23 protein-coding genes are annotated in these 23643 nt (G+C 74.6%); 8 read left to right on the plus strand and 15 right to left on the minus strand.

Going from position 1 to position 23643, the window contains the following annotated elements; translation table 11 throughout:
- A partial coding sequence (locus tag ACK8OX_RS24285; protein ID WP_430666863.1) for a transglycosylase SLT domain-containing protein occupies positions 1 to 697 on the plus strand: 697 nt, incomplete at its 5' end.
- A 44-nt stretch (positions 698 to 741) separates the two neighbouring features.
- Here ACK8OX_RS24285 and ACK8OX_RS24290 read toward each other — a convergent pair.
- The 4 genes from ACK8OX_RS24290 to ACK8OX_RS24305 are packed head-to-tail and all read right to left on the minus strand — an operon-like array spanning position 742 to position 5983.
- Positions 742 to 2352, minus strand: coding sequence for a peptide chain release factor 3 (locus tag ACK8OX_RS24290; RefSeq protein WP_430666864.1), 1611 nt, complete (start codon positions 2350 to 2352; stop codon positions 742 to 744).
- An 18-nt stretch (positions 2353 to 2370) separates the two neighbouring features.
- Positions 2371 to 3855 carry a mandelate racemase/muconate lactonizing enzyme family protein gene (locus ACK8OX_RS24295; RefSeq protein WP_430666865.1) on the minus strand — a complete coding sequence of 495 codons (1485 nt, stop codon included), beginning with the start codon at positions 3853 to 3855 and terminating at the stop codon, positions 2371 to 2373.
- Positions 3852 to 4805, minus strand: a complete 954-nt coding sequence (locus tag ACK8OX_RS24300; RefSeq protein WP_430666866.1) for a 2-dehydropantoate 2-reductase — start codon at positions 4803 to 4805, stop codon at positions 3852 to 3854. Before ACK8OX_RS24300 ends, ACK8OX_RS24295 begins: the two co-directional genes overlap by 4 nt.
- Positions 4802 to 5983, minus strand: a complete 1182-nt coding sequence (locus ACK8OX_RS24305) for a sulfotransferase family 2 domain-containing protein (RefSeq protein WP_430666867.1) — start codon at positions 5981 to 5983, stop codon at positions 4802 to 4804. Before ACK8OX_RS24305 ends, ACK8OX_RS24300 begins: the two co-directional genes overlap by 4 nt.
- A 78-nt stretch (positions 5984 to 6061) precedes the next feature.
- Here ACK8OX_RS24305 and ACK8OX_RS24310 point away from each other — a divergent pair, with 78 nt between their 5' ends.
- Together ACK8OX_RS24310 and ACK8OX_RS24315 are read left to right on the plus strand one after the other, a co-directional pair.
- Positions 6062 to 7027, plus strand: coding sequence for a Bug family tripartite tricarboxylate transporter substrate binding protein (locus ACK8OX_RS24310; RefSeq protein ID WP_430666868.1), 966 nt, complete (start codon positions 6062 to 6064; stop codon positions 7025 to 7027).
- A gap of 61 nt (positions 7028 to 7088) precedes the next feature.
- On the plus strand, positions 7089 to 7535 hold the full coding sequence (locus tag ACK8OX_RS24315; protein ID WP_430666869.1) for a DUF6481 family protein: 447 nt from the start codon (positions 7089 to 7091) through the stop codon (positions 7533 to 7535).
- 111 nt (positions 7536 to 7646) lie between these two features.
- Here ACK8OX_RS24315 and ACK8OX_RS24320 read toward each other — a convergent pair whose 3' ends face one another.
- The 6 genes from ACK8OX_RS24320 to ACK8OX_RS24345 form a co-directional block, all read right to left on the minus strand.
- Positions 7647 to 8123 carry a hypothetical protein gene (locus tag ACK8OX_RS24320; protein ID WP_430666886.1) on the minus strand — a complete coding sequence of 159 codons (477 nt, stop codon included), beginning with the start codon at positions 8121 to 8123 and terminating at the stop codon, positions 7647 to 7649.
- Between the two features lie 260 nt (positions 8124 to 8383).
- Positions 8384 to 9523 (minus strand): FAD-dependent oxidoreductase, encoded by a 1140-nt coding sequence (locus tag ACK8OX_RS24325; RefSeq protein WP_430666870.1) that lies wholly within the window; start codon positions 9521 to 9523, stop codon positions 8384 to 8386.
- A complete protein-coding gene (locus tag ACK8OX_RS24330; protein ID WP_430666871.1) occupies positions 9520 to 10773 on the minus strand; it encodes an MmgE/PrpD family protein in 1254 nt (417 codons plus the stop codon). Before ACK8OX_RS24330 ends, ACK8OX_RS24325 begins: the two co-directional genes overlap by 4 nt.
- Complete coding sequence (locus ACK8OX_RS24335) at positions 10770 to 11756, minus strand: Bug family tripartite tricarboxylate transporter substrate binding protein (RefSeq protein ID WP_430666872.1); 987 nt, start codon at positions 11754 to 11756, stop codon at positions 10770 to 10772. The genes ACK8OX_RS24330 and ACK8OX_RS24335 overlap by 4 nt, the downstream gene beginning before the upstream one ends.
- 118 nt (positions 11757 to 11874) lie before the next feature.
- Positions 11875 to 12681, minus strand: a complete 807-nt coding sequence (locus ACK8OX_RS24340; protein WP_430666873.1) for an enoyl-CoA hydratase — start codon at positions 12679 to 12681, stop codon at positions 11875 to 11877.
- A 124-nt stretch (positions 12682 to 12805) separates the two neighbouring features.
- On the minus strand, positions 12806 to 13993 hold the full coding sequence (locus ACK8OX_RS24345) for a CaiB/BaiF CoA transferase family protein (protein WP_430666874.1): 1188 nt from the start codon (positions 13991 to 13993) through the stop codon (positions 12806 to 12808).
- A gap of 93 nt (positions 13994 to 14086) precedes the next feature.
- On the opposite strand from ACK8OX_RS24345, the gene ACK8OX_RS24350 reads away from it, so the two are divergent.
- The 4 genes from ACK8OX_RS24350 to ACK8OX_RS24365 are packed head-to-tail and all read left to right on the plus strand — an operon-like array spanning position 14087 to position 17754.
- Positions 14087 to 14890, plus strand: a complete 804-nt coding sequence (locus ACK8OX_RS24350) for an FCD domain-containing protein (RefSeq protein ID WP_430666875.1) — start codon at positions 14087 to 14089, stop codon at positions 14888 to 14890.
- Entirely contained in the window at positions 14823 to 15791 is a 969-nt protein-coding gene (locus ACK8OX_RS24355; protein ID WP_430666876.1) for a Bug family tripartite tricarboxylate transporter substrate binding protein, read from the plus strand. Before ACK8OX_RS24350 ends, ACK8OX_RS24355 begins: the two co-directional genes overlap by 68 nt.
- Complete coding sequence (locus ACK8OX_RS24360) at positions 15788 to 16258, plus strand: tripartite tricarboxylate transporter TctB family protein (protein ID WP_430666877.1); 471 nt, start codon at positions 15788 to 15790, stop codon at positions 16256 to 16258. The genes ACK8OX_RS24355 and ACK8OX_RS24360 overlap by 4 nt, the downstream gene beginning before the upstream one ends.
- A 5-nt stretch (positions 16259 to 16263) precedes the next feature.
- Entirely contained in the window at positions 16264 to 17754 is a 1491-nt protein-coding gene (locus tag ACK8OX_RS24365; RefSeq protein ID WP_430666878.1) for a tripartite tricarboxylate transporter permease, read from the plus strand.
- On the opposite strand, the gene ACK8OX_RS24370 is transcribed toward ACK8OX_RS24365, so the two are convergent.
- Entirely contained in the window at positions 17729 to 18451 is a 723-nt protein-coding gene (locus tag ACK8OX_RS24370; RefSeq protein ID WP_430666879.1) for an SDR family oxidoreductase, read from the minus strand. The genes ACK8OX_RS24365 and ACK8OX_RS24370 overlap by 26 nt on opposite strands.
- Entirely contained in the window at positions 18448 to 19257 is an 810-nt protein-coding gene (locus ACK8OX_RS24375) for an alpha/beta hydrolase (RefSeq protein ID WP_430666880.1), read from the minus strand. Before ACK8OX_RS24375 ends, ACK8OX_RS24370 begins: the two co-directional genes overlap by 4 nt.
- 84 nt (positions 19258 to 19341) lie before the next feature.
- On the opposite strand from ACK8OX_RS24375, the gene ACK8OX_RS24380 reads away from it, so the two are divergent.
- Positions 19342 to 21093, plus strand: a complete 1752-nt coding sequence (locus ACK8OX_RS24380) for a cation:proton antiporter (protein WP_430666881.1) — start codon at positions 19342 to 19344, stop codon at positions 21091 to 21093.
- 52 nt (positions 21094 to 21145) lie between these two features.
- On the opposite strand, the gene ACK8OX_RS24385 is transcribed toward ACK8OX_RS24380, so the two are convergent.
- Genes ACK8OX_RS24385 through ACK8OX_RS24395 form a run of 3 tightly spaced genes read right to left on the minus strand, consistent with a single transcriptional unit; the run spans position 21146 to position 23544 of the window.
- The gene (locus ACK8OX_RS24385; RefSeq protein ID WP_430666883.1) at positions 21146 to 22318 is read right to left on the minus strand and encodes a M20 aminoacylase family protein; all 1173 of its coding nucleotides are present in this window, start codon (positions 22316 to 22318) and stop codon (positions 21146 to 21148) included.
- Positions 22319 to 22345: 27 nt separating this feature from the next.
- A complete protein-coding gene (locus ACK8OX_RS24390; RefSeq protein ID WP_430666884.1) occupies positions 22346 to 23002 on the minus strand; it encodes a DUF1028 domain-containing protein in 657 nt (218 codons plus the stop codon).
- Positions 22999 to 23544 (minus strand): cytochrome P460 family protein, encoded by a 546-nt coding sequence (locus ACK8OX_RS24395; protein WP_430666885.1) that lies wholly within the window; start codon positions 23542 to 23544, stop codon positions 22999 to 23001. The genes ACK8OX_RS24390 and ACK8OX_RS24395 overlap by 4 nt, the downstream gene beginning before the upstream one ends.
- Positions 23545 to 23643: the final 99 nt, after the last annotated feature.

Consider the following 23643-nt stretch of genomic DNA (forward strand, 5'->3'; position numbering starts at 1 on the left):
CGCCCCGCCCCGGCCGGCGCCGCTTCCCGAGATCGGCCCCGAGGTCCTGGCCGCGCTGCAGACCGTGGCGGTGTCCCGGCCCGCGGACCGGGTGCTGCTGTTCGCCCTGGCGTCGCGCGAGAGCCGCTTCGACGCCGATGCCCGCAACCCCGCCTCCTCGGCGCGCGGGCTGATGCAGTTCACCCGCTCGACCTGGCTCGAGGTCGTGCGCGACCACGGGCCGGCGCATGGGCTGGGGGCCGAGGCCGCCGCCCTGGCCACCGACCCGGACAGCGGCGAGATCTCGGCGCGCGACCCGTCGGTGCTGGCCGCGATCCTGGCGCTGCGCGACGATCCCTTCCTGTCGACCGCCATGGCCATGGCCCGCATCGAGCGCGAGAGGGCGCCGCTCGCCCGCCTGCTCGGGCGGGAGGTGACGGAGGCCGATCTCTACCTCGTCCACTTCCTGGGCCCGCTGGGCGCACGCCGCTTCCTGCGGGAGATGGCCCGCGCGCCGTCGCGGCGGGCGTCGGACATCGTGGGAGCGGAGGCGCTGGAGGCCAACCGCAGCGTCTTCGTCACCCGCAAGGGGCGGCATCTCAGCCTGGGCCAGGTCCATGCCGGGGTGCGCGGCGGCCTGCGCGCGCAGGCCGCCCTCCATGCCCGGTTGCTGGAGCGCGATGTGCAGCGGATGGTGCAGGTCGCCGAGGCGCGGTAGCGGCGCGCCGCGTCCCGCCCCCTGCAGGAGGGCGGGGGAAGCGCCTACCGCGCCATCTGCACCAGGCCGTGCTGTTCCCGCACGGCGTGGAACCTCAGCGCGGGGAAATCCTCCTCCGCCCGTTTCCGCCGCCAGTCGCTGCCGAACAGCGCGACATACTCGCCGTCATGGTCCTGGGCGGTGTCGCCGCGGTTTGTCGCGGCCCAGCGTTCCACCTGCGCCCTGTCGCCGGCGATCCAGCGCAGCGACTGCCAGCGCGTGGCGTCGAAGCCCGCCGGCACGCCGTATTCCACCTTCAGGCGGGATTGCAGCACGTCGAGCTGTAGCTGCCCGACCACGCCCACCAGGGGAGGAGAGCCGTCGAGCGGGCGGAAGATCTGCACCACCCCCTCCTCGGCCAGCTGGTCGAGCGCGGTGCGGAGCTTCTTGGCCAGCATCGGGTCCTCCAGCCGCACATGGCGCAGGATCTCGGGCGCGAAGCTCGGCACGCCGCGGAAGTTGATCTCCTCGCCCTCGGTCAGCGTGTCGCCGATCCGCAGCGTGCCGTGGTTGGCGATGCCGACCACGTCGCCGGGCCAGGCTTCCTCCGCCACCTGGCGTTCCTTCGCGAAGAAGAACAGCGGCGCGTTCACCGGCACCTGCTTGCCGGTGCGGACCTGGCGCAGCCGCATGCCCTTGGTCAGCCGCCCGCTGCACAGCCGCACGAAGGCGACGCGGTCGCGGTGGTTCGGGTCCATGTTCGCCTGGACCTTGAAGACGAAGCCGGTCAGCCGCGCCTCCTCCGGCTCGATCGCGCGGGGGTCGGCGGGGCGGGCGCCGGGCGGGGGGGCGAAGCGCGACAGGCCTTCCAGCAGGTGCCCCACGCCGAAGTCGCGCAGCGCGGAGCCGAAGAAGACCGGCGTCAGCGTGCCCTGGCGGAAGGCGTCGAGGTCGAAGGCGTTCAGCCCGGCTTCCGCCAGCAGCACCTCCTCGGCCAGCGCGGCCGCGCGTTCCGCGCCGACCGCTTCGGCGACCTTCGGGTCGTCGGGGCCGGAGACGGGAATGCCCTCCTCCTCGGTCGCGTCCACCGGCATCAGGCGCTTCGCCAGGATGTCGTAGGTGCCCCAGAAGGTGCTGGCGCGGCCGACCGGCCAGGCGACCGGGGCGGCGTCCAGCGCCAGCGTCTTCTCGATCTCGTCGATCAGCTCGAAGGGGTCGCGGGCCTCGCGGTCCATCTTGTTGACGAAGGTGACGATCGGGATGTCCCGCAGGCGGCACACCTCGAACAGCTTGCGGGTCTGGCTCTCGATGCCCTTGGCGGCGTCGAGCACCATCACCGCCGCGTCCACCGCGGTCAGCGTGCGGTAGGTGTCCTCGGAGAAGTCCTCGTGGCCCGGCGTATCGAGCAGGTTGAAGACCACGCCCGCGCGTTCGAAGGTCATGACCGAGGTCGCGACGGAGATGCCGCGGTCCTGCTCGATCTTCATCCAGTCCGACCGGGTGCGGCGGGCATTGCCCTTGGCGCGCACGGCGCCCGCCAGCTGGATGGCGCCGCCCTTCAGCAGCAGCTTCTCGGTCAGCGTGGTCTTGCCCGCGTCGGGGTGGGCGATGATCGCGAAGGTGCGTCGCCGCGCGGATTCGCGCGCGACGTCCTCGAGGGCCGTGGTGTCGCTCATGGCCGGGGATATAGCGGGTCAGGGCCCCCGAATCATCACCGGCGGGGCAATGGCCAGGGCTGCGAGCCGCGCGGGGTCTGGCGCGAGGCCGAGGCCGGGGCCGGTGGGGCCGCGCAGCAGGCCGCCCCGCACCTCCAGCGTGCCGGGCGCGACCACGTCCTCGGCCAGCGAGGTCGTGCCGCAGTCCATGGGGTGCGCGGCATCGAGGCCGAGCGCCTGGGCGAGGTGGAGGTTGGCGGCGGTGGCGACCGCGCTCTCGTAGAAGGAATGCAGCGCGGGGACGAGGCCGAGCAGCCGGGCGGCGGCGGCGGCATCCCGCAGCGGGCCGATGCCGCCCCAGTAGAAGATGTCGGCCAGCACCACCAGGCCCGCCAGCCCCGCCCGGTGCGCCGCGGCCAGGTGTTCCGGCGCGATGACGCACATGTTGGTGGCAAGCCGCTGCGCCCCGGCGGCGTGGAGGCGGGCGAAGGCCTCGATCCCGTCGGTCGGGTCCTCGTGGAATTCGAGCGCGAGGGGGGCCGTGGCCTCGATGAGGCGATGCGCCTCCTCGGTGGAATAGGCGGCATTCGGGTCGCAGCGCAGGCGGGCGGCGGGCAGGCGGGCGCGCAGCGCGGACAGGGCGGCTACGTCCCAGGCGAGGCCGGTGGCGGCGGACTTGTACTTGAAGGCGGCGATGCCGTGCGCCTCCGCGATCTCCGCGGCCAGTTCGGCGACTCGGCCGGCAAGGGCGGTGTCGGCCATGTGGGCGGTGATCCCGGCGCGGTCCATCGCGCGCCCGGGCACGGCGGCGGGCAGGGGGCAGGCCACCGGCACCGGGCGCAGCGGCGCTGCCTGCCCCAGCATCGCCGCCAGCGGCAGGCCGAGATGCCGCCCGCCGGCATCCCAGGCCGCGAGGTCGAGCGCGGCATGCGCGGCCAGCCCGTTGCGGCCGTGGCGGTTGTCGAAGCCGATGCGGGCGAAGCGGCGGCGCTGCGCCGCGCGGTCGTGCAGCGCATCGCGGCCGATCCAGGACCGCGCCATCCCCGCCACCAGCGCGGCGCAGTCCGGCGAGCCGTTGGTCTCGCCCCAGCCGGTCGTGCCATCGGCCAGCCGCAGCGCGACCAGCGTGCGGTCCTGCCGGGGCGTGACGTACATCGAGCTGACATAAAGGTGCCGCAGCGGCAGGGCGATGCGGTGGACCGCCACCTCCACCACCCGCGCCGGGCCATCGGGCGGCGGGGCGGGCAGCCCCGGCAGGGGCCGGTCCGTCGCGACATGGGCATCGAGCGCGGCCGCCACCCGCACCGCCTCCATCAGGTCGCCCGCGGGTCGCACCGCCAGCGCCACGCCGCAGGCGCGGGCCAGGGCGGCCAGGTCGCGCAGCGCATCGAAGCCGCCTTCCGCCACCACCAGCGTCGTCGCGGGATCGAGGCAGGCGGCCAGCGGGTCGCGCGTGATGTCCCGCGCGCCGATCGCGCGCGGCGCCGCCGCATGGCCCCCGGCCAGGGTGATCGGGTCCGTCACCGCCGCGCCGCCAGCAGCCGCACCAGGCCGTGGACGCCGCGCATCGCCGGGGCGGGCTCGCCGAGCCGGTCGGCCATCTCCACCAGCGCGCCGAGCACGGGGCCGAGTTCCAGCCGGCGCCCCGCCTCCCAGTCCTGCAGCATTGAGGTGCGGAAGGCGCCGAGGCGGCGGGTGACCGCCATCCGCGCCGCGACGTCGTCGAGCGGCGCGAGGCCGATCCGCTGCCCGATCGCGTCCATCTCCCGCATCATCGCCTCCGCCAGGCCGCGCACGCCGTCATCCTCCAGCATGTCGGACAGCGTGGCGCGGCACAGCACGCTCAGCGGGTTCATGTTGGAATTGCCCCAGAGCTTGCGCCAGATCTCGCCGCGGATGTCGTCGCTCGCCTCGGCCGGCAGGCCGCCGGCGCGCAGCAGGGCGACGGCGCGGTCGCGCGGCCCTGCCTTGCCGCCGACGGGCAGGCGGTCCGCCTTGACCAGCCGCACCACGCCCGGCGCCTCGGCCGTCGCGGCGGCATGGACCACCATGGGCAGGACGCGGCCGGCGGGCAGGGCCGCCGCCAGCGCGCCGCCGGGGTCCACGCTGTCCAGCGCCACGTCGCGCAGCGGGCCGCCGAAGCCCTGCAGGAAGAACCAGGGCACGCCGTTCTGGGCGGAGAGCAGCCGCGTGCCCGGCCGCAGCGCGGCGCGGATCAGCGGCAAGGCCGCCGGCAGGTCGTGCCCCTTGAGGCCGAGCACCAGCAGGTCGGCTGGCGGCAGCGCCGCGGGGTCGTCCGAGGCCGGCAGGGCGAGGCGCCTCTCCCCCGCCGCGTCCCGCAGCACCAGCCCGTCCCGCCGCAGCGCGGCCAGGGTGGCGCCGCGCGCCAGCAGCGACACCTCGGCCCCGCCGGCGGCGAAGCCCGCTGCCAGCATCCCGCCGACGGCGCCGGCGCCGAGGACGGTGACCCTCATGGCAGCAGGCGCGCCGGGTCCGGCACGGCGATCGCGGTTTCGCCGAAGACCAGCCGCAGATCCTTCCGGCCCGGCGGCAGCGGCAGGCGGAAGCCGGAGAAGCCACCCGGCCCGTCGGCTTCGGGCGGGCGCCGCAGCTGCGCGCGGGTGGCGGCGAGGACCTCCCCGCCGGACAGCAGCCGGACGGTGACCGGGGCCGGGTCGGCCAGGTCCAGGGCCCAGCCGCGCAGCACGCCATCCTCCAGCGACTCGATCGCCCCGGCGCAGTTGAGGATGCGCCGGTCCGGCGGGCGCGGCGCGGCGAGGAAGGCTTCCACGGCGCGGTATTCGTCGCTCTGCCTCAGTTCGGCGGCGAAGGGGGGCAGTTCGTCGTCGGTGCGGAATTCGTAGCGGTCATAGACCTGGTCGCCGGCGCGCGCCGCGAGCTGCGCCTGGAGGGCCGAGAAGGCGGCGAAGGCGGCTTCGAAGGCCGGGCCTTCCGCGGCGATGTCGGCTTCGAAGCGGCGGCGGGCCGCGGCATGGACGGCGGCGTCGGGCGCGTAGAGCGGGCGGTGGGCTTCCGCTTCCCGTCGTGCCGCCGCGCGGGCCTCGGCCTGGGCCGGGTCCAGCCGCGTCACGTTGCGCGCGACGAAGAGCGGCGGCGCCCAGCCGAGGCGCCGGGCGATGAGCAGCAGCGACCGCTCGAACTCCTCCGCGATGCCGACGGCGGCGATGGCGTGGTCGATGTTGGCGATCGCCGCCTCCACCACCGGCCGCGTGGCGCGGCCGGCGAGCTGGGCGGCCTGCGCGGCGGGCTGGGCGTGGCGGGGGGAGGCGAGGAATTCCATCGGCGAGAGCCGGCCGGAGGTGATCGCCTCCCCCAGCCGGTGGTGGGGATAGGTGAAGGCGTAGAAGTATTCCGACAGGACGCGGTCGATCGGGTCCCGCAGCATGGTGAAGTAGGTGCAGGGCACCCGCAGCACCTGGTGGATGCCGAGGAACTGGTGGCCGGTGATCAGCCGCGCCTGGCGCTTGCCGAGGCGCTGGCGCAGCTCGGCCTCGATCTCGGGCAGGGGGCGGCGGTCGCCGGCCGGAAGGTCGTAGTAGAGGACGTGTCGCGCCCCGTACTGGCGCGACAGCACCGTCCGCAGCGAGGAGCCGGCGGTCTTCGGGACGTGCAGGAAGACATGGATCGCCATGGGTGAAGAAAGCCTGTGCCGCAATCGGCGCGCTGCGGCAACATCGGGCGGACCGCATCCTTCGCCCGAGGCCCCCGAATGCCCCTTCGCCGTGCCGTCCTCGCCCTGCCCGTCCTGGCCACCCTGCCGGCCCGCGCGCAGCCGGCCTTCCCGTGGCGCCCGGTGCGGCTGGTCGTGCCCTTCCCGCCGGGCGGCACGACGGATGTGCTGGCCCGCGCCATCGCGGCGAAATGGCAGGAGGCCTGGGGACAGCAGGTGGTGGTGGACAACCGCGGCGGCGGCGGCGGCGTGATCGGCACGCAGGAGGTGTTCCGCGCCCCGCCCGACGGCCACACGCTGGTCCTCGGCAACAACCAGACGCATGGGACGAACGGCGCGCTGATCCCGAACCTGCCCTACGACCCCGCCGGCTTCGCCGCCATCACGCTGGTGGCCCGCGCGCCGCATGCGCTGGTGGTGCCCGCCGCGTCCCCCGCGCGCAGCGTGGCGGAGCTGGTGGAGCTGGGGCGGCGGCCGGGGCGGGGGCTGTCCTATGCCTCGCCTTCCGCCGGCTCCTCCTCCCACCTGATGAGCGAGACCTTCGCCCGGCGGAACGGGATGAACGCGACGCATGTGCCCTATCGCGGCGCGGCGCCGGCGGCGCAGGACCTGGTGGCGGGGGTGGTGGACTTCATGATGGCGACCTGGGCCAGCGTCTCCGCCCTGGCGGCCGATGGGCGGATCCGGGCGCTCGGCGTCGGCGGCGACAGCCGCTTCCCCGACGTGCCGGAGGTGCCGACCCTGAAGGAGCTGGGCTACGACTACGTCTCGGGCGATGCGTGGTTCGGGCTTTTCGCGCCCCAGGGCACGCCGCCGGCCGTGCTGGACAGGGTGCAGGCCGCCACCGGGGCGGCGCTGAGCGATGCGGCGATCCGCGGCCGGCTGGAAGCGGCGGGCTTCCGGGTGGAGACGATGCCCGTCGCGGCCTTCGCCGCCTTCCACCAGGCGGAGGTGGCGCGCTGGGCGGCGCTGGTGCGGGACAGCGGCGTCACCCTCGTGAATTGATGGAGAGGGTTGCGCCGGACGCTGGCATTCCCCCCTTGGCCGATCGCGCCGCGGCCGCTACATGGCCACCATGCAGTCAAAGAAGCTGTTCGATTTCAATGAGCGGCGCAACGCAGCCGCTGACGCCCGCAAGGCCACCGCCGAGAAGTTCCAGGCGATGAAGGCGCGGATGGAAGATCCGGAATTCCAGCGCAAGCTCGCGGAGCAGAAGGCGCTTGCCGACGCGCGCGCCCAGCGCCACGCCGAGCGTGCGGCCGCCAAGGCCGCCGAGGAAGCCCGCATCGCCGCCGAGAAGGCCGCGCGCGAGGCCGCCGAGATGGCCGCCCGCCGCGAGGCCGAGCGCAAGGCCGCCGAGGAGGCCGCGATCGCCCGCGCCGCCGAGATCGACGCCCGCAACCGCGCCCGCCTGCGCGAGGCCGAGGTGAAGCAGCGCGCCCTCGCGCTCGCCGCCGCGCAGCGCACGATGCGCGAGAACCGCGAAGCCGCGAAGAAGGCCCGCGGGAAGTAGCCCCCCGCCCGTGGCGCGCCTCCGGGCGCCCGCCACAGGGGCCACCTTCCGGCCGCATCCAGCCCTGTCCCGCTGGAAATCTCCCCGGACAGCGGCCCTGCGGCCCGTTCCCTACAGCTTCGCCGCCAGCTCCGGGCAGCAGGCCCGCAGCGCTTCCGTGGCCGGCAGGCCGAGCCGGCGGCAGGCCGCGAAGGCGCAGGCGAGGTTGGAGGAGACCATCGGCGCGCCGACCCGGTCCCGCATCCATTCCATCGCGTCCAGCGTCGCCGCACCCGTGCCGGAGATCAGCACCGCGCAGTCCGCGGGTGGCGAGAGCCTGCCCAGCCCGTCCGCAACCTCCTCCGGCGTCAGGTCATAGGCGCGGAAGGTGTCGGACACCTTGAAGGACTCCATCAGGCCGAACCCCGCCGCTGCCCAGTAGCGCTCCGCGCGTTCGGTCAGCCAGCCGGGATAAGGCGAGAACAGCAGCAGCCGCGGCCGGCCGAGCGCCGCCAGCGCCTCGGCGATGGCGCGGGAGGCTAGGATCGCGGGCGCCCCCGCGGCGGCGGAAAGCCGATCCTGGAAGGCGCCGTCCTCGACCGGGGGCATCGCGTAGCTCGGCCCGGTGAGGCCGAGGATGACGGCATCCATCCGCAGCGCGCCGAAATCGCCGAGCGCGGCTTCGGTAGCTGCGGGATAGGCGGCGTTGCGCTGTTCCAGCGTGGTGCCCGGCATCACCGGCAGGCGGGTGACGTGCAGCGCGGCCGCAGGCGGCAGCAGGTGGCGCAGCTCGGGCTCGACCGCGGGGTTGGCGGAGGGCGCGAGCAGCCCGACCCGATGCGTGGGGTGCCAGCGGCGCGGCGGATGGGTCATCCGGGGGCGCCGATCCGGGCGATGTCGAGCATGCAGGCTTCGCGCGCCCAGGCCCGCGCCTGCTCCGGCGTGAGGGCGGCCATGCGTGCCACCTCGTCGCCGGGACTGGCGGCGACGCGCGCATCGGTGCGGGGCAGCAGCGCCTCGCGCACGACGTGGAGCCTTGCCGCCGCCCAGGCATCCAGCAGCGCATCGGACGCCCCCCGCAGCACGGCGCCCAGCGTGGCGGCGAGCGTCATCGCGTCATGTACCCCGGCATTCATGTTCATCCCCCCGCGCGTGTTCGTCAGATGCGCGGCGTCGCCCGCCAGCAGCACCCGCCCGGCGCGATACGCCACCGCCATGGCGCGCTTCACGCCGTAGACGTCGCGCCCGGCGACCGGCATGTCGCGCAGCCCCGGCAGGAAGCGCGCGATGCGGGCGCGGGCATGGTCCTCCTCCATCGCCGCCTCGTCCGGCATCTCCGGCGGGATGCGGAAGATCAGGCGCCAGACCTCCGGCATCCGCAGCAGCGAACAGGACCCCGCCGCGTCATGCAGGTAGCCGAGGCCGTCGAGGTCGGGGACATGCGCGCGCAGGTCGAGGGGCGTCAGCAGCCGCAGCACGCGATGGGCGTAGTCGCTCGCCTCCACCCCGATGCCGGCCAGCGCGCGGAGCGCGCCGGACGCGCCGTCGCAGCCGATGGCGTAGCGGCCGCGATGCGCGCTGCCATCCGCGCAGCGCAGCGTCACGCCGGCATCGGTCTGCTCCATCGCCTCCACGCCCGCCCCGAAGCGCACGGTGCCGGGTGGCAGCGCGGCCAGCAGGGCGGGCGTGAGGTAGTGCTGTTCCCTGTGCCAGCGATGCGGGAAACGTGTTTCACGTGAAACGATTGCGAGATCGACCGTGGCCGAGGCGCCGCTGTCCACCCGCCGCCACAGGATGCGGTTCACCCGCACGCCGCCCGGCAGCAGCGGCGCGAGCACGCCGAGCGCGTCCAGCGCATCGAGAGTCGGCGGGTGAAAGGTCGATGCGCGCGATGCGGAGGACAGCCCTTCGCGCTTCTCGAGCACGCGAACCCCGATGCCGCGGCGGTGCAGGGCAAGGGCCAGCGTCAGGCCCACCGGCCCGGCCCCGGCGATCAGGATGTCGGTCATCCGAACAGCCCCTCCGCGGGCGCGTCCGCCAGAAGCGCGGCGATGGCACGCGCGGCGCCGGCCGCGCCGAGCGCCGGCGCGGCGAGGCGGGTGAACTTCGCGACCGCCTCGGCCTCGGTCATCGGCTGGCCGGGATCGCCGGCGATCCCGGTGATGGTCGCGCTCTCGCCGTCGAGGGTCAGGGTCGCGCCCCGCCGGCCGGCCTGCGTCAGCGCCGCATCCTCGGCCAGCTCGACCCGCGCTTCCAGCGCGCGCAGCCGTGGATCGGCCAGCGCAGCGTCCGTATAGGCCGCGGGGCCCAGGTCGCCCTGCACCAGCGCCGCGGCGACCGCCCAGCTGAGGCTGAACTGCGCAGCGATGGCGGCGCGCGGCGCGCGGTTGCCGGCATAGCGCAGCGCCTCGGCATAGGTGGACAGCGTGATGCGCCGTGGGTCGGCGCCGGCGCGCCCGCGCAACGCCAGCGCGGCGGCGGCGGCGTAATGCGCGTGGCGCACCCCGGCGAAGGGCTTGAGATAGGCTTCCTCCAGCAGCCAGGCCCCGGGCGGCGCGACGGCGGCCGGCACCTCATGGCCGAGCGCGAGGCGCCGCGCCTCCTCGAAGCCCGTGGCGGGGGCGTCCATGCCGGCCGCCGCGGCCGCGGCGGCCAGGTGGCCGAGCAGCACGGCATGGCCAGGGTAGCTGTTGCGCCCGTCCATCCCCGCCGCGATCGGGGCATAGAGCGCGAAGGGGATCTGGCATGCCGCCAGGCGCACGGCGCGCGCCGGGTCGGCGCCGGCCAGCCGCGCCGCGCAGGCCGCGGCGCCGAGGCTGTGCCACGACCCGTCGACATGCATCCCGGGCCGGATCCGCCAGGCCTCCCCCGCCCGCGCCGCGACCTCGTAGCCCAGCGCGAAAGCGGCGAGCGCGTCGCGCGGCGCGGTGCCGTTCGCGCGCGCGACGAGCGCGAGGGGGGCGACCGGCAGCGCCGGCCTTCCATGCGCGCGGGCCAGGCCCTCATTCGCCTCGTCCCAGCAGGTCGCGGCGGCCAGCACCGCCGCCGCCGCGCCGGGCGCAAGGCGCGCGCCGGCCAGCGCCACCGTGCCGGGAAAGGCGCCCTGCATGGCGCCCGCGAATGCGGCGACGCGGGGATGGCCGAGCCCGGCCAGCGCGCAGCCGAGGCTGTCGAGCAGCAGCAGCCGCGCCTTGGCCGCCGCCGCGCTGCCTTCCGGCGGGCCGGGCAGCGCCCAGGCGATGGCCGCGTCGAGGATCACTCTGCCCGCGCGCCGGAACGCTGCACCGCCTCCCGCCAGGTCTGGCGTTCGCGCGCCATCAGGGGCGCGAGCGCGGCGCGGCCCTGCGGCATCGCGTCGGCCTCGCGCTGCGCCAGCACTGCCGCCCAGGCGGGGCTTTCCAGCACGGCGCGGAAGGCGGCCTCGAGCCCGGCCAGTACCGGCTCCGGCAGGGCGGATGGCGCGAAGATGCCGTACCAGGGGCTGGCATCGAAGCCGGGCAGGGTCTCGGCGACGGCGGGCAGGTCCGGCATGGCGCGGAAGCGCCGCCCGCTGGTCACCGCGATGGCCCGCAGCGCCCCGCCCGGGCGCACCTGCGGGGCGGAGGTGGCGAGCCCGTCGAGCGCGACGGGGATGGTGCCCGCAACCATGTCCGTCAGCAGCGGCGCGCTGCCGCGATAGGGCACATGCGTCATCTCCAGCCCCGCCGCCGCGCGGAACAGCTCCATCGACAGATGCGTGAAGGAGCCGACGCCGTTCGAGCCATAGGGCATCCCCCCCGGCGTCGCGCGGATGCGGGCGACGAGCCCCGCCACATCCGTCACCTCCGGCAGGGCGCGCGGCGAGACGACCAGCAGGTTCGGCTGCTGCGCCAGCATGGCGATGGCCGTGAACTCCGCATCCGGGTCGTAGGGCAGCCGCGCGTAGAGCGCCTTGTTGATGGCGATGATGCCCTGCGTCGCGACCAGCAGCGTGTGGCCGTCCGGCGCGGCGCGCGCCACCGCTTCCGCCGCCAGGTTGCCGCCGGCGCCCGCGCGGTTCTCCACCACCACCGGCTGGCCGATGCGCGCCTGGAGCTGTTCCGCCGCGGCGCGGGCGAGGATGTCGGTCAGCCCCCCCGGCGCGAAGGGCAGCACCAGCCGGACCGTGCGCGTCGGCGCCCAGGGGGCCTGTGCCCGCGCGACGGGCGGCAGGGCCAGCGCCATCGCCGCGCCGAGCGTGGCGCGGCGGGTCGGGGTGGTCATCGGGGAATCCCTTCCGGTTGGCACCGCCCCGTGCCGCACGGGCGGCGCGAGGCGTGCATCACCGGGCGAGCCTACAGACCCTGCGCCATCCCCGCCACCGGGGCGGAAGGGGAAGGCACTACTTCCCCTTGAACTGCGGCGGGCGCTTTTCCATAAAGGCGCGGCGGCCCTCGATGTAGTCCTCGCTGGCGAAGCAGGCCTTCACCATCTGGTCGCACAGCGCCTCGTCCGACGCGCCGCGGTCCTTCAGCGCCTCGGCGACGATGACCTTCACGCTGCCGACCGTCAGCGGCGCGTTGCCGGCGATGGTCTTCGCATAGTCCAGCACGAAGGCTTCCAGCGCGTCGTTCGGCACCACGCGGTTCACCAGCCCCATGATGCGCGCATCCTCGGCCGGCCAGCGCTTCGCGGTGAAGAAGATCTCCTTCGCGAAGGACGGCCCGACCAGGTCCACCAGCCGCCGGATGCCCGACAGCGGATAGCCGAGGCCGAGCTTCGCGGCGGGCACGCCGAAGCTCGCCGTCTCGCCGCAGATGCGCATGTCGCAGCAGACGGCCAGCGCCGTGCCGCCGCCGATGCAGTGGCCCTGGATCATGGCGATGGTGGGCTTCGGGCAGCCGGCGAGGAGGTCGTACACCTTCGCTGTCTGCGCCTGGTAGGCGGCGACCGCCTCCTCGCTCGCGCGCTCGCTCTCGAACTTCGAGATGTCGGCGCCGGAGACGAAGGCCTTGCCGCCGGCACCGTTCACCACGACGACGCGCACCGCCGGGTCGGCGGCGAAGTCGGTCAGGATGCGTTCGGCCGCCTGCCACATCTCCATGGAGACGGCGTTGTGGCGTTCAGGGTTGTTGAAGGTCATCCAGCCGATGCCGTCCGCCTTGCGGGCAAGCATCTTCTCCGTGCCGGTGACGAGCATGCCGTCCATTGTCTTCTCCCTCAAGCGCCGGGCGGGCCACGTCGGCGGCCCCCGGCTTCGCGCCTGCGCGGCTCCGCGCGGGTCGCAGGACCTTCCTGCGCGCGGGGCCGCATCCGCGGCCCCGCGGCCGGCCTCAGATCACCTGCCGCGCGCGCAGGTCGTCGATCGTCGCCCTGTCGAGGCCGATCTCCGCCAGGATCTCGTCCGTGTGCTGGCCGAGCTCGGGCGGGTGCGCGACGATCCCGGACGGCGTGCGGGACAGCGTGATGGGCTGGCCGACATAGGCGACCTCGCCGCGGTTGCCGCCGTTCAGCTTCTGCGCGATGCCGAGGTGCTGCACCTGCGGGTCGGCGAACATCTCGTCCACCTTGTAGATCGGGCCGCAGGGCACGCCGGCACCGTTCAGCGCATCCACCCAGTGCGCGGTGGTGTTGCTGCGCGTCGTCCTCTCCAGCTCCGCATTCAGCTCGTCCCGGTGCTGGCTGCGGCCGGCGGCGGTCTTGTAGCGTTCGTCGGCCAGCAGGTCGTCGCGGCCCATGGCGCGGGCGCAGCGTTCCCAGATCTTGTTCCCCGACGCGGCGATGTTCATGTAGCCGTCGCTGGTCTGGAAGACGCCGGTGGGGATCGAGGTCGGGTGGTTGTTGCCCGCCTGCTTCGGCACCTGCCCTTCCATCAGCCAGCGGCTGGCCTGGAAATCCAGCATGAAGATCTGCGCCTGCAGCAGCGACGACTGCACCCACTGCCCCTTGCCGGACACCTCGCGCTCCAGCAGCGCGATCATGATGCCCTGCGCGGCGAACAGCCCGGCGCAGAGATCGGCGATCGGGATGCCGACCCTCACCGGCCCCTGGCCCGGCAGGCCGGTGATGGACATCAGCCCGCCCATCCCCTGCGCGATCTGGTCGAAGCCGGGGCGGCCGGCATAGGGGCCGTCCTGCCCGAAGCCGGAGATCGAGGCGTAGACGATGCGCGGGTTCACCTTCGCCATCGCCTCGTAGTCGATGCCGAGCCGCGTCTTCACGTCGGGGCGGAAATTCTCGACGATGACGTCCGCCTTCTCCGCCAGCTTCTTCAGCAGCGCGACGCCGTCCGGCGACTTCAGGTTCAGCGTCATCGCCCGCTTGTTGCGATGCAGGTTCTGGAAGTCGGACCCGTGGCGCGGGCCGCCCATCGGGTCGCCCTCGTCGAGCGCGGGCGGCAGCTCGATCTTGATGACGTTGGCGCCCCAGTCGGCCAGCTGGCGCACGCAGGTCGGGCCGGAGCGCACGCGCGTGAGGTCGAGCACGGTGAAGCGGGACAGCGCGGTCGATGCCTGGGGCATGGACGTCTCCTTGCGTGACGGCCCCTGCTTAGCACCGGCGGGGCCGGGCGCAAACTGTTGACAGATGACAGTCTCCGGCGGCAGCCTGCCGGGATGGAGGGAACCGCCGACCGCATGCCGCCGGGGCCGAGCGCGCTCGACATCGTGCGCACCCGCTCGCTCGCCTCCCTCGTCGGGCAGGAGATCGAGCGGCTGATCCTCTCGGGCGCCCTCCCGGCCGGCGAGAGGCTGAACGAACAGCAGCTCGCCGCCCGCCTCGGCGTCTCCCGCGGGCCGGTCCGCGAAGCCGTCCGCGGGCTGGAGAAGGCGGGCCTGGTCGTCGCGGTGCGCAACCAGGGCAGCTATGTCCGCCAGGTCAGCGCGGAGGAGGCGCTCGAGATCTACGACCTGCGCGCGGCGCTGACCGGACTTGCCTGCGCGAGGCTGGCGGAGGCGGCCGCGCCCGCGCAGCTCGCCGCGCTGCGCACTCTGGTGAAGCGCATGGACGAGGCGTGGCGGGCCGACGACGCGCCCGCCTACTACGCCGCCAATCTCGACTTCCACGCCGCCCTGCTCGCGCATGGCGCAGGCCCCCGCGCGCGGCGGCTCTACGAGGAGCTCGGCAACGAGCTGCACCTGTTCCGCCGCCGCGCCCTGGTCGAGCCCGAGAACATGCGCGAGAGCAACGCGGAGCACGCCGCCATCCTGCGCGCCATCGCCGCCCGCGACGCCGCGGCCGCGCGCGCGGCGGGGGAAGCGCACATCGCCGGCGGCAAGCGCCGCTTCAGGGCCACCGACACGGCGTCGGCGGAGACGCCGGCTACTGCATCGTCCAAGGGAGACAACGAAGATGAACAGCCCCATCCTGCGCCGCCGCGGCCTGCTCGCGGCCGGCGGCGCGATCCTCGCGGCGCCTAGCCTCCGCGCGCAGGAACGCTTCCCCTCCCGCACGGTGGAGGTGGTGACGCATGCCGGCGTCGGCGGCGGCACCGACATCACCGTGCGGATGATGATGGTGCAGGCGCCGGCCGAGTTCGGGCAGGAATTCACGGTGGTGAACCGCACCGCGGGCAGCGGCGCGCAGGCGCTGCAATACGTGGCCGGCAAGCCGGCGGACGGCCACACGCTGCTGCTGGTGACGCAGACGCACCTGCTGTCGCAGCTGCGCAACCGCAGCCTCCCGCAGCTCTCGGACCTCATCCCCGTGGCGCGCGCGACGGAGGACCCGATGTTCGTCCTGGTCCGCCGCGACAGCCCCCTGCGCGGGCCGGACGAGCTGCTCTCGGCCGGGCGGGCCCGCTCGCTCCGCTTCGGCGGCACGCATGTCGGCGGGGTGGACCATGTCGCGATCTTCGCCTTCGGCCGCGCTGCCGGGCTGCAGCAGCCGACCCTGGTCCCCTTCCGCGGCGGCGGCGAGATCGTCATCAACCTCGTCGGCGGCAACATCGACACCGCGCTGGTCAACCCGGGCGAGGCCGAATCGCAGCTCCGCTCGGGCGAGGTGCGGCCGCTGATGGTCCTGTCGGAGAACCGCCTGCCCGGCTACCCGAACGTGCCCACGGGCAAGGAACTCGGCATCAACACCACCGCGGCCACCGTGCGCGGCTACTGCGTGCTGAAGGGCACGCCGGAGGACCGGGTGGCGCGGCTGGAACAGGGGCTGATCCGCGCCATGTCGGGGCCGGTCTACAAGGGCTACCTGGAGAATACCGGCCAGTCCCCCGAAAGCGTCACCGGCCGGCAGGCCTGGGCCGCGCAGCTCGAGGGCTTCTTCAACGAGGGGCGGGAGGCGCTGACCGCGCTCGGGCTGCTCCGGTGAAGGCCTCCACCGCGCCGCTGCGGGGGGGCCATGGCAACCGCATCGCGGCGGGGCTGGTCGCCGCCGCCGCCTGCCTCGCCTTCGCCGGCACCTACTGGTTCGACCCGGTGCCGCCCGGCCTTCCCGGCCTCGGCGCGGTGGAGTTTCCCCGCCTGATCTGCGCCGTGCTGCTCGGCCTCTCCGTGCTGCTGTTCCTGCAGGAGCCGGGGCCGGCGGCGGAGGAAGCGCCGCGCCTCGCGCCCGGCCTGCCGATCTACGCGGCTTGCCTGCTGTTCCTGCCGGCGATGGGCCTGGTCGGGCTGCTCGGCGCCATCGCGGCCTTCATGGTGGCCGCGGGCTGGCTGTGGGGCGAGCGGCGGCTGCCGCTGCTGCTCGCGGTCTCGGGCGGCTTCACCCTGTCGCTCTGGATCGTGTTCGTGAAGGTCTTCCGGCTGACCCTGCCCGGCGGGCTGCTGTTCGGGAACTGAGGCACATGGAAGGCTTCCTCGGCGGTCTGACGATCCTCGCCGACCCCTACATCATGACGATGGTGCTGCTCGGCACCGTGCTCGGCATCTTCGTGGGCGCGCTGCCGGGCATCAGCGGGTCCACCACCATCGCGCTGCTGCTGCCGATGACGATCAGCATGGGGCCGATCGCCTCGATCTGCTTCCTCGGCGCCATCTACTGCGCGGCCAATTTCGGCGGCTCCATCACCGCGATCCTGGTCAACGCGCCGGGCGACCCCTCGGCCAGCGCCACCGCGCTCGAGGGCTACAAGATGGCCGAGAAGGGGCAGGCGGGGCTCGCGCTCGGCATGTCCGCGATCAGCAGCGCCATCGGCGGCATCGTCAGCGTCGTCGTGCTGATCTTCGCCGCCCCCATGCTGGCGCGCGCCGCCTATTCCTTCGGCCCGCCGGAGTATTTCGCGCTCGCCCTGTTCGGGCTGTCCATGTGCGCGGCGATCGGCGGCGACAGCGCGGTGAAGAACCTGATCGCCGCCGCGCTCGGCCTGCTCGTCGCCACCGTGGGGATGGACCTGACCACGGGCGTCGAACGCTTCGCCTTCGGCATCACCGAACTGTCGGACGGCATCGGCTTCGTCCCCGTGCTGATCGGCCTCTTCGCGGTCGGCGAGATGCTGGACCAGGCGGCGCAGCGCCACGGGAAGGCGAAGATCGTCAGCATGGACGCCGCCCGCGTGCCGGGCTGGGCGGAGATGCGGAAGTGCAACCGCTCCATCTGGATCGGCAGCGGCATCGGCACCTTCATCGGCGCGCTGCCCGCGCTCGGCGCCACCACCGCCGCGCTGATCGGCTACAACGAGACGCGCCGCTGGTCCCGCCACAAGGAGGAGTTCGGCAAAGGCAGCATCGAGGGCGTGGCCGGGCCGGAAGCCGCGAACAACGCCGCCGTCGGCGGGTCCATGGTGCCCACCCTTGCGCTCGGCATCCCAGGCAGCGCGACCACCGCCATCATCCTCGCCGGGCTGATCGTGCAGGGCGTGCGGCCGGGGCCGCACCTGTTCACCGAACAGCCGACCCTGCTCTACGCCGTCTTCGCCTCCATGCTCGCCGCCAACGTCTTCTACCTGGTGATGGGGCTGTCGATGGCGCGGCTCTTCGCCCGCATCAGCCTGATCCCGCCCGCCTTCCTCTGGCCCGCGGTCTTCGCGCTGTCGGTCATCGGCGCCTACGGGCCGAACCAGTCGATGGGCGACGTGTATGTCATGCTGGTGGCGGGGGTGGTGGGCTTCCTGTTCCGCCGCGCCGGCTTCTCCCCCGCGCCGCTGATCATGGGCCTCGTGCTCGGCGCGATGGTGGAGGAGACGCTGAAGCAGAGCCTCATCATCTTCGGCGACGACCTCGGCGGCTTCCTCGGCCGGCCGATCGCGCTGGTGCTGTTCGCGGTGACGGCGGCGGGGCTGCTCTGGCCGGTGGCGGCGCGGCTGTTCCGCGCTATGCCCCGGCCAGCCCCACGGTGAGCCCGCCGCAGACATAGAGCGTCTGGCCGGTGACGAAGCCGGCCCGCTCGTCGAGGTAGAAGGCGGCGGCATGCGCCACGTCCTCGGGCGTGCCGAGCCGCTTCACCGGCACGCCTTCGATGATGGCGCGCGTCCTCGGGCTGTTGTCGGGGTTGGCGCGGCGGAACAGCTCCGTCGCGATCGGGCCGGGGCCGATGGCGTTCACCGTGATGCCGTCGGCCGCCAGTTCCAGCGCCCAGGTCCGCGTCAGCCCGAGCAGCCCCGCCTTGCTGGCCGCGTAGGAGGTCCGCAACTCCTTCCCCAGCGCGGCGCGGGACGCGATGTTGACGATCCGCCCGAAGCGCGCCGCCCGCATCGCCGGCAGCAGGGCCTGCGCGGCGAGCACGGCGCTCCGCAGGTTCACCTCCACCACCGCCGCCAGGTCCTCGGCCCGCGTCTCCTCGAGGCTGGCGGGGCGGACGATGCCGACATTGTTCACCAGCCGCGTCGGCGCGTGACGCTCCGCGATGGCGGCAAGCGCCGCGCGCGTCGCGCCGAGGTCGGAGACGTCGCAGGCGACGAAATCCTCGACCGGCAGCGGCGCCGCGGGCGGGTGCAGGTCGAGGTTGACCACCCGCCAGCCGGCTTCCGCCGCGCGCCGCGCGATGGCGCGGCCGATGCCGCCCGACCCGCCGGTGACGAGAACGGCTTCGGTCATCGGAATGCCTCCTCCAGCCAGGCCAGCAGGCGATCGGCCAGCGCGTCCCAGCCCTGGTCCAGCATCATCAGGTGGCCGGTGCCGTCGGTCAGCGCGAAGGGCGCCGCGTGCCAGGCGGCGGTGCGGACCACCGCATCGGCCGGCACCAGCGGGTCGCGCCGCGCGCCATGGACGACGCAGGGCCTGCCGAGCCCCCAGGCCGGCGCCACCGCCTGCGGCGCCTGCGCTTCCAGCAGCGCCACCCGGCTCTCGCCGCCCATGCGCCGCAGGTGGCGCAGCGCCGCCGCCTCCGGCACCGCGGCCGAGAACAGGGCGCGGCGCAGCGCCGCGGCGTCGGACGGGCCCGGCCGCGGTTCCGACAGGCGCGCCACCGCCCGCCACAGCGGCGGGTCCGCCATGGCGAGCCGCCAGTTGCACCAGGCCATCCCCTCCGGCGGCACCGGGGCGAGGAGGATCGTCCCCGCGACCCCGGCCTCCGGCAGCAGCCGCTGGGCGACGAGGCCGCCGAGCGAATGGCCGACCAGCACCGCGGGCCGGCGGATGGCGCCGAGGGCCGAGCGGACATCCTCGGCGAAGTCGGCCAGCCCCGCCGGCGCGCCGGCCCGGCCCCGGCCGAATTCCACCGCGAAGACCGCATGGCCGCCGGCCGCGAGCCGCGCGCCGAAGCCCTCGTCCCACACCCAGGCGCCGCAGGCCGCGCCGTGCAGCAGCAGCAGGGCCGGCGCGCCCGGCCGCGCGGCGGGCGGGTCCCAGGCGAGCAGCGTGCCGCGGTGGTGGACCAGGCGGTGGGCCTCGGGGGGTCGCATGCGGCCATGGTGGCGGCGACGGCCGCGCCCCGCAACCGCCCGCGCGCGGTGGCCGAAGCGGCGCCCCGCGGGTATCCTGGCGGCATGCATCACGGCCCGAACCTCATGCTCGCGACGCTCGTCGCGTGCATCCTGCTCGCCTTCCTGCTGGGGGCGGGGGCCAGGATGCTGCGCCTGCCGGCGCTGATCGGCTACATCGCGGCGGGCATCATCATCAGCCCCTACACGCCGGGCTTCGTCGCGGAACGCGGCATGGTGTCCGCCATGGCGGAGGTGGGGGTGGCGCTGCTGCTGTTCGGCGTCGGGCTGCATTTCCGCCCCGCCGACCTGCTGGCGGTCTGGCGCGTGGCGGTGCCGGGCGCGCTGGCGCAGATCGCGCTGGCGGTCGCCCTCGGCGCCGCGCTCGGCACCGGGGTGTTGGGGCTGGCGCCCGGGGCGGCGATGGCCTTCGGCCTCGCGCTCGCCATCTCCTCCACCGCGGTCGCGACGCGGACGCTGGAGGATCGCGGGCGGCTCGGCGGGCGCGCGGGCCGGATCGCGCTGGGCTGGCTGGTGATGCAGGACCTCGTCGTCGTGTTCGGCCTGGTGCTGCTGCCGGCGGTGGCGGGGGGCGGGGCGCAGGGGCAGGGGCAGGGGTCGCTCGGCTGGGAACTCGGCAAGGCGGGCGTCTCGCTCGCGGCCTTCTGCGTGCTGATGTGGGTGGTGGGGCGGCGGGCGCTGCCCTGGGCGCTGGTGCGCGTCGCGCGCGGCGGCTCGCGCGAGTTGTTCACGCTTGCGGTGCTGGCCGCCGCGCTCGGCATCGCCTTCCTCGCCTCCGCGCTGTTCGGCGTGTCCTTCGCGCTCGGCGCCTTCTTCGCGGGCGTCGTGCTGGGGGAGAGCGATGTCGGCCACCAGGCGGCGGCCGAGGCGACGCCGCTGCAGCGCATCTTCGCCGCGATCTTCTTCGTCTCGGTGGGCATGCTGCTCGACCCCGCCGCGCTGGCGGCGCAGCCGCTGGCCGCCGTGCTCGCCTTCCTGTCGGTGATGCTGGCGGTCGGCGGGGGGACGCTGCTGCTGCTGCTGGCGCTGCGCGTGCCGCCCGCGGTCGCCGTCACCGTCGCCGGCGCGCTCGGCCAGATCGGGGAGTTCTCGTTCCTGCTGGTGGAGGTGGCGGTGCAGCAGGGCATCCTGCCCGAGACGGTGCGCGGCCCCGTGCTGGCCGCCGCCATCGGCAGCATCCTGATGACCCCCCTGGTGCTGCGGGGGATGGAGGCGCTGGCGCCGCGGCTGGATGCGATGCCGCGGCTGTCCGCCTGGTGCGGCGCCGCCCACGCGCCGCTGTCCGCCGCGCCGCTGCCCTGGCCGGTGCTGGAAGGCCATGCCGTGGTGGTGGGCGCGGGGCGCGTCGGGTCCGTCGTCATGCGCGCGCTGGCGCGGCACCACCTGCCGATGATCTGCATCGAGGCGGACCGCGCGATGGCCGAGCGCCTGGTGGCGGACGGCATCCCGGCGGTGTGGGGCGACGCGACGCGGCCCGAGGTCTTCGCCGCCGCCGCGCCGGGGCGCGCGCGGCTGCTGGTGGTGGCGCTGCCCGGCGCGGTGGAGGCGCGCGCGGTGCTGGACCTCGCCCGCGCCGCCAACCCGGCCATCCATGCCGTGGTCCGCACCCACAGCGAGGAGGAGGCGACGCTGCTGGAGGCGGAGGAAGGCGTCGGCCTGGTGATGATGGGAGAGCGGGAGGTGGCGCTCGGCATGGCCGACTACGCGATGCAGCGGCTCGGCGTGCCGGCCAGCACGGCGCAGGCGACGGTGGATGTGTTCCGGAAGCGGCGATACGAGGAGATCGCGGCGGGGTAGCGGGGCGCGCGGTGCCCCGCCCGCCTTCCGGCGGACGGGGTGCGGGACGGCGTCAGCCCCGCGGCATCTCCTGCTCGACCAGGGTGGCGAAGAAGCTCGCGCCCACCGGCAGCAGGTCGTCGTTGAAGTCATACTGCACGGTGTGGACATTGGCCGCGCCCTTCGCGCCCTGCGCCTGGCCGAGCTTGAGGTAGGCGCCCGGCCGTTCCAGCAGCATGAAGGCGAAGTCCTCGCCGCCCATCACCGGCGGCTTGTCGCGGTGGATGCGGCCGGCGCCCAGCACCGTCTCCGCCGCGCGGGCGGCGCGGCGGGCCTGGTCGGCGTGGTTGATGGTGGGCGGGTAGCCGCGGCGATAGGTGAATTCCGCCACCGCGTCATGGGCGGCGGCCGTCGTTTCCACCACGCGGCGCATCGTGGCCTCCACCAGGTCCTGCACGGCGGGCGCCAGGGTGCGCACGGTGCCGAGCAGCATCGCCTCGTCGGGGATCACGTTCTCCGCCGTGCCGGAATGGAACTGCGTCACGCTGATCACCGCGCTCTCCAGCGGGTCGACGCGGCGGGCGACGATGGTCTGCAGGGCGGTGACGATCTGCGCCCCCACCACGATCGGGTCGATGCCGCCATGCGGCCGCGCCGCATGGCCGCCCGCGCCGCGCACGGTGACGTGGAAGCGGTCGGCCGCGGCCATCATCACGTCGTCGCGGATGTCGCATTCGCCGAGCGGCAGGGTCGGGTCGTTGTGCAGGCCGTAGACGGCGTCGCAGGGGAAGCGGCCGAACAGCCCCTCGTCCATCATCACCTTCGCGCCCGCGCCGCCTTCCTCGCCGGGCTGGAAGATGAAGTGGACGGTGCCGTCGAAGTTCCGCGTCTCCGCCAGGTAGCGCGCGGCGCCGAGCAGCATGGCGGTGTGCCCGTCATGGCCGCAGGCATGCATCCGCCCCGGATTGCGCGAGGCATAGGGCAGACCCGTCGCCTCCTCCATCGGCAGCGCGTCCATGTCGGCGCGCAGGCCGATGGACCGGCCGGAATCGCCGTTGCGCAGCACGCCGACCACGCCGGTCTTCGCGATGCCGGCATGCACCTCGATCCCCCAGGAGGCGAGGAGCTTCGCCACCTGCGCCGCCGTCCGCGCCTCCTCGAAGCGGAGCTCGGGGTGCTGGTGGAAGTCCCGGCGCCAGCCCTGCATCTCGGGCTGGAGGTCGGCGAGGCGGTTGATCACCGGCATGGTCGATGTCCCTTGCGTGTGGGCGGGCTACAGCACCCGCGCGTTGTCGGGGTCAAGCACCCGCACGACATAGGCTTCGACCAGCGGCGCGTATTCGTCCCACAGCGCGCGCAGCGCGGGGATCGGCGCCGCGTGGCCGTCCGCGCGCAGGTCCACCAGCGCGAAGTCGTGCGCGCCGAAGACCAGCAGGCTGGCGGAGCGGACATCGCCATGCTCGCCGCCCGCGGCCTCCCCCGCCTCCAGCCCGCGCAGCAGGCGTTCGGCGAGCGGCAGGCCGGGCGCGGCCGCGAAGGCATCCGCCATCGCGTCCGGCACCGCCGCGCTGGACAGGATGTTGCCGATGGCGACCACGTCCGCCCGGTGCGCCGCGCCGGATTCGGGCTTCACATTGGCGCCGTGAAAATGCGCCGTGCGCCCCGCCGCGTCGATCGCGGCCAGCTGCCGCCACTTGTGGTCGGGGGTGGAGGCGACCAGCGCCGCCACCGTCTGCTGCGCCGTGCAGCCGGACCGCAGCAGGCCGATGCCGCGGGGGCCGAGGCGGGGGTCCGTGCGGTGCTGCGTCAGCACCGCGCCGATGCCCGGCGCGACCGCATGCACCCGCGCCCCCACCGCGAGGGACGAGGTGGCGGCGGCGGCGCCGAACTGCCCCGTGCGCGCGCAGCGGCCGACCAGGCTGAAGGTCACCGCCGCGCCTCCGCATGGTCCCAATAGGTGAAGGTGTAGTCCTGCCCCGCGCGGGCGCCGAGATGGCAGCCGAAGCAGTTGGCCAGCGGCACGTTGCGCCGCGCGCCGGTGCCGTCGAAGGCGGCGTATTCCCATTCGCCGTTGCGCTGGTCGGCCCCGTAGCCCTCGCCCCAGCCCGCTTCCTTCTGCTGCGCGCCGATCGCGATCCAGCCGGGTTCGGGGATGAAGCGGCCGGATGTGTCGAGCAGCGGCACGCCCTGCGCATCGAGCCGCGCGCGGGTGTCGGCCATGATCAGCAGCGTGCCGCGCGGCGCGGGCTGGCCGGCCCGCGTCGCGGCATAGGCGTCCGGGTTCACGTACATGTGCCGGATGATCCTGCGGTCGGGCTTGTCCACCGTGGCGTAGCGGATGAAGCGCGCTTCCCAGTCGGGCGGCAGCACGATGTTGTGCGGGCCCGGGGCATAGGGCGCGGGCGTCTGCGCGGCGGCCAGCGCGGCCATCCCGATCAGCGCCGCGCCCGCGGCGATGGCGATGCGTCGCATGGAGGTTCCTCTCCCTCGTCCTTGGCCCGGCCCGCGCATGAACGCACGGGCCGGGGATGCTGCCAATGGCGAAGGCGGGGCGGGCCGCCCGCGCGCGCC

The sequence above is a fragment of the Falsiroseomonas sp. CW058 genome, from assembly GCF_050563535.1.
Classification (GTDB): domain Bacteria; phylum Pseudomonadota; class Alphaproteobacteria; order Acetobacterales; family Acetobacteraceae; genus Falsiroseomonas.

Excerpts from the sequence above, each read along its gene's own strand:
- ACK8OX_RS24335 (WP_430666872.1), bottom strand. The coding sequence starts at position 11,756 with ATGACCACCCCGACCCGCCGCGCCACGCTCGGCGCGGCGATGGCGCTG.
- ACK8OX_RS24340 (WP_430666873.1), bottom strand. The coding sequence starts at position 12,681 with ATGGACGGCATGCTCGTCACCGGCACGGAGAAGATGCTTGCCCGCAAG.
- ACK8OX_RS24305 (WP_430666867.1), bottom strand. The coding sequence starts at position 5,983 with ATGGCGATCCATGTCTTCCTGCACGTCCCGAAGACCGCCGGCTCCTCG.
- ACK8OX_RS24395 (WP_430666885.1), bottom strand. The coding sequence starts at position 23,544 with ATGCGACGCATCGCCATCGCCGCGGGCGCGGCGCTGATCGGGATGGCC.
- ACK8OX_RS24380 (WP_430666881.1), top strand. The coding sequence starts at position 19,342 with ATGCATCACGGCCCGAACCTCATGCTCGCGACGCTCGTCGCGTGCATC.
- ACK8OX_RS24290 (WP_430666864.1), bottom strand. The coding sequence starts at position 2,352 with ATGAGCGACACCACGGCCCTCGAGGACGTCGCGCGCGAATCCGCGCGG.
- ACK8OX_RS24370 (WP_430666879.1), bottom strand. The coding sequence starts at position 18,451 with ATGACCGAAGCCGTTCTCGTCACCGGCGGGTCGGGCGGCATCGGCCGC.
- ACK8OX_RS24350 (WP_430666875.1), top strand. The coding sequence starts at position 14,087 with ATGGAGGGAACCGCCGACCGCATGCCGCCGGGGCCGAGCGCGCTCGAC.
- ACK8OX_RS24375 (WP_430666880.1), bottom strand. The coding sequence starts at position 19,257 with ATGCGACCCCCCGAGGCCCACCGCCTGGTCCACCACCGCGGCACGCTG.
- ACK8OX_RS24310 (WP_430666868.1), top strand. The coding sequence starts at position 6,062 with ATGCCCCTTCGCCGTGCCGTCCTCGCCCTGCCCGTCCTGGCCACCCTG.
- ACK8OX_RS24325 (WP_430666870.1), bottom strand. The coding sequence starts at position 9,523 with ATGACCGACATCCTGATCGCCGGGGCCGGGCCGGTGGGCCTGACGCTG.
- ACK8OX_RS24315 (WP_430666869.1), top strand. The coding sequence starts at position 7,089 with ATGGCCACCATGCAGTCAAAGAAGCTGTTCGATTTCAATGAGCGGCGC.
- ACK8OX_RS24385 (WP_430666883.1), bottom strand. The coding sequence starts at position 22,318 with ATGCCGGTGATCAACCGCCTCGCCGACCTCCAGCCCGAGATGCAGGGC.
- ACK8OX_RS24320 (WP_430666886.1), bottom strand. The coding sequence starts at position 8,123 with ATGCCCCCGGTCGAGGACGGCGCCTTCCAGGATCGGCTTTCCGCCGCC.
- ACK8OX_RS24345 (WP_430666874.1), bottom strand. The coding sequence starts at position 13,993 with ATGCCCCAGGCATCGACCGCGCTGTCCCGCTTCACCGTGCTCGACCTC.
- ACK8OX_RS24300 (WP_430666866.1), bottom strand. The coding sequence starts at position 4,805 with ATGAGGGTCACCGTCCTCGGCGCCGGCGCCGTCGGCGGGATGCTGGCA.
- ACK8OX_RS24365 (WP_430666878.1), top strand. The coding sequence starts at position 16,264 with ATGGAAGGCTTCCTCGGCGGTCTGACGATCCTCGCCGACCCCTACATC.
- ACK8OX_RS24355 (WP_430666876.1), top strand. The coding sequence starts at position 14,823 with ATGAACAGCCCCATCCTGCGCCGCCGCGGCCTGCTCGCGGCCGGCGGC.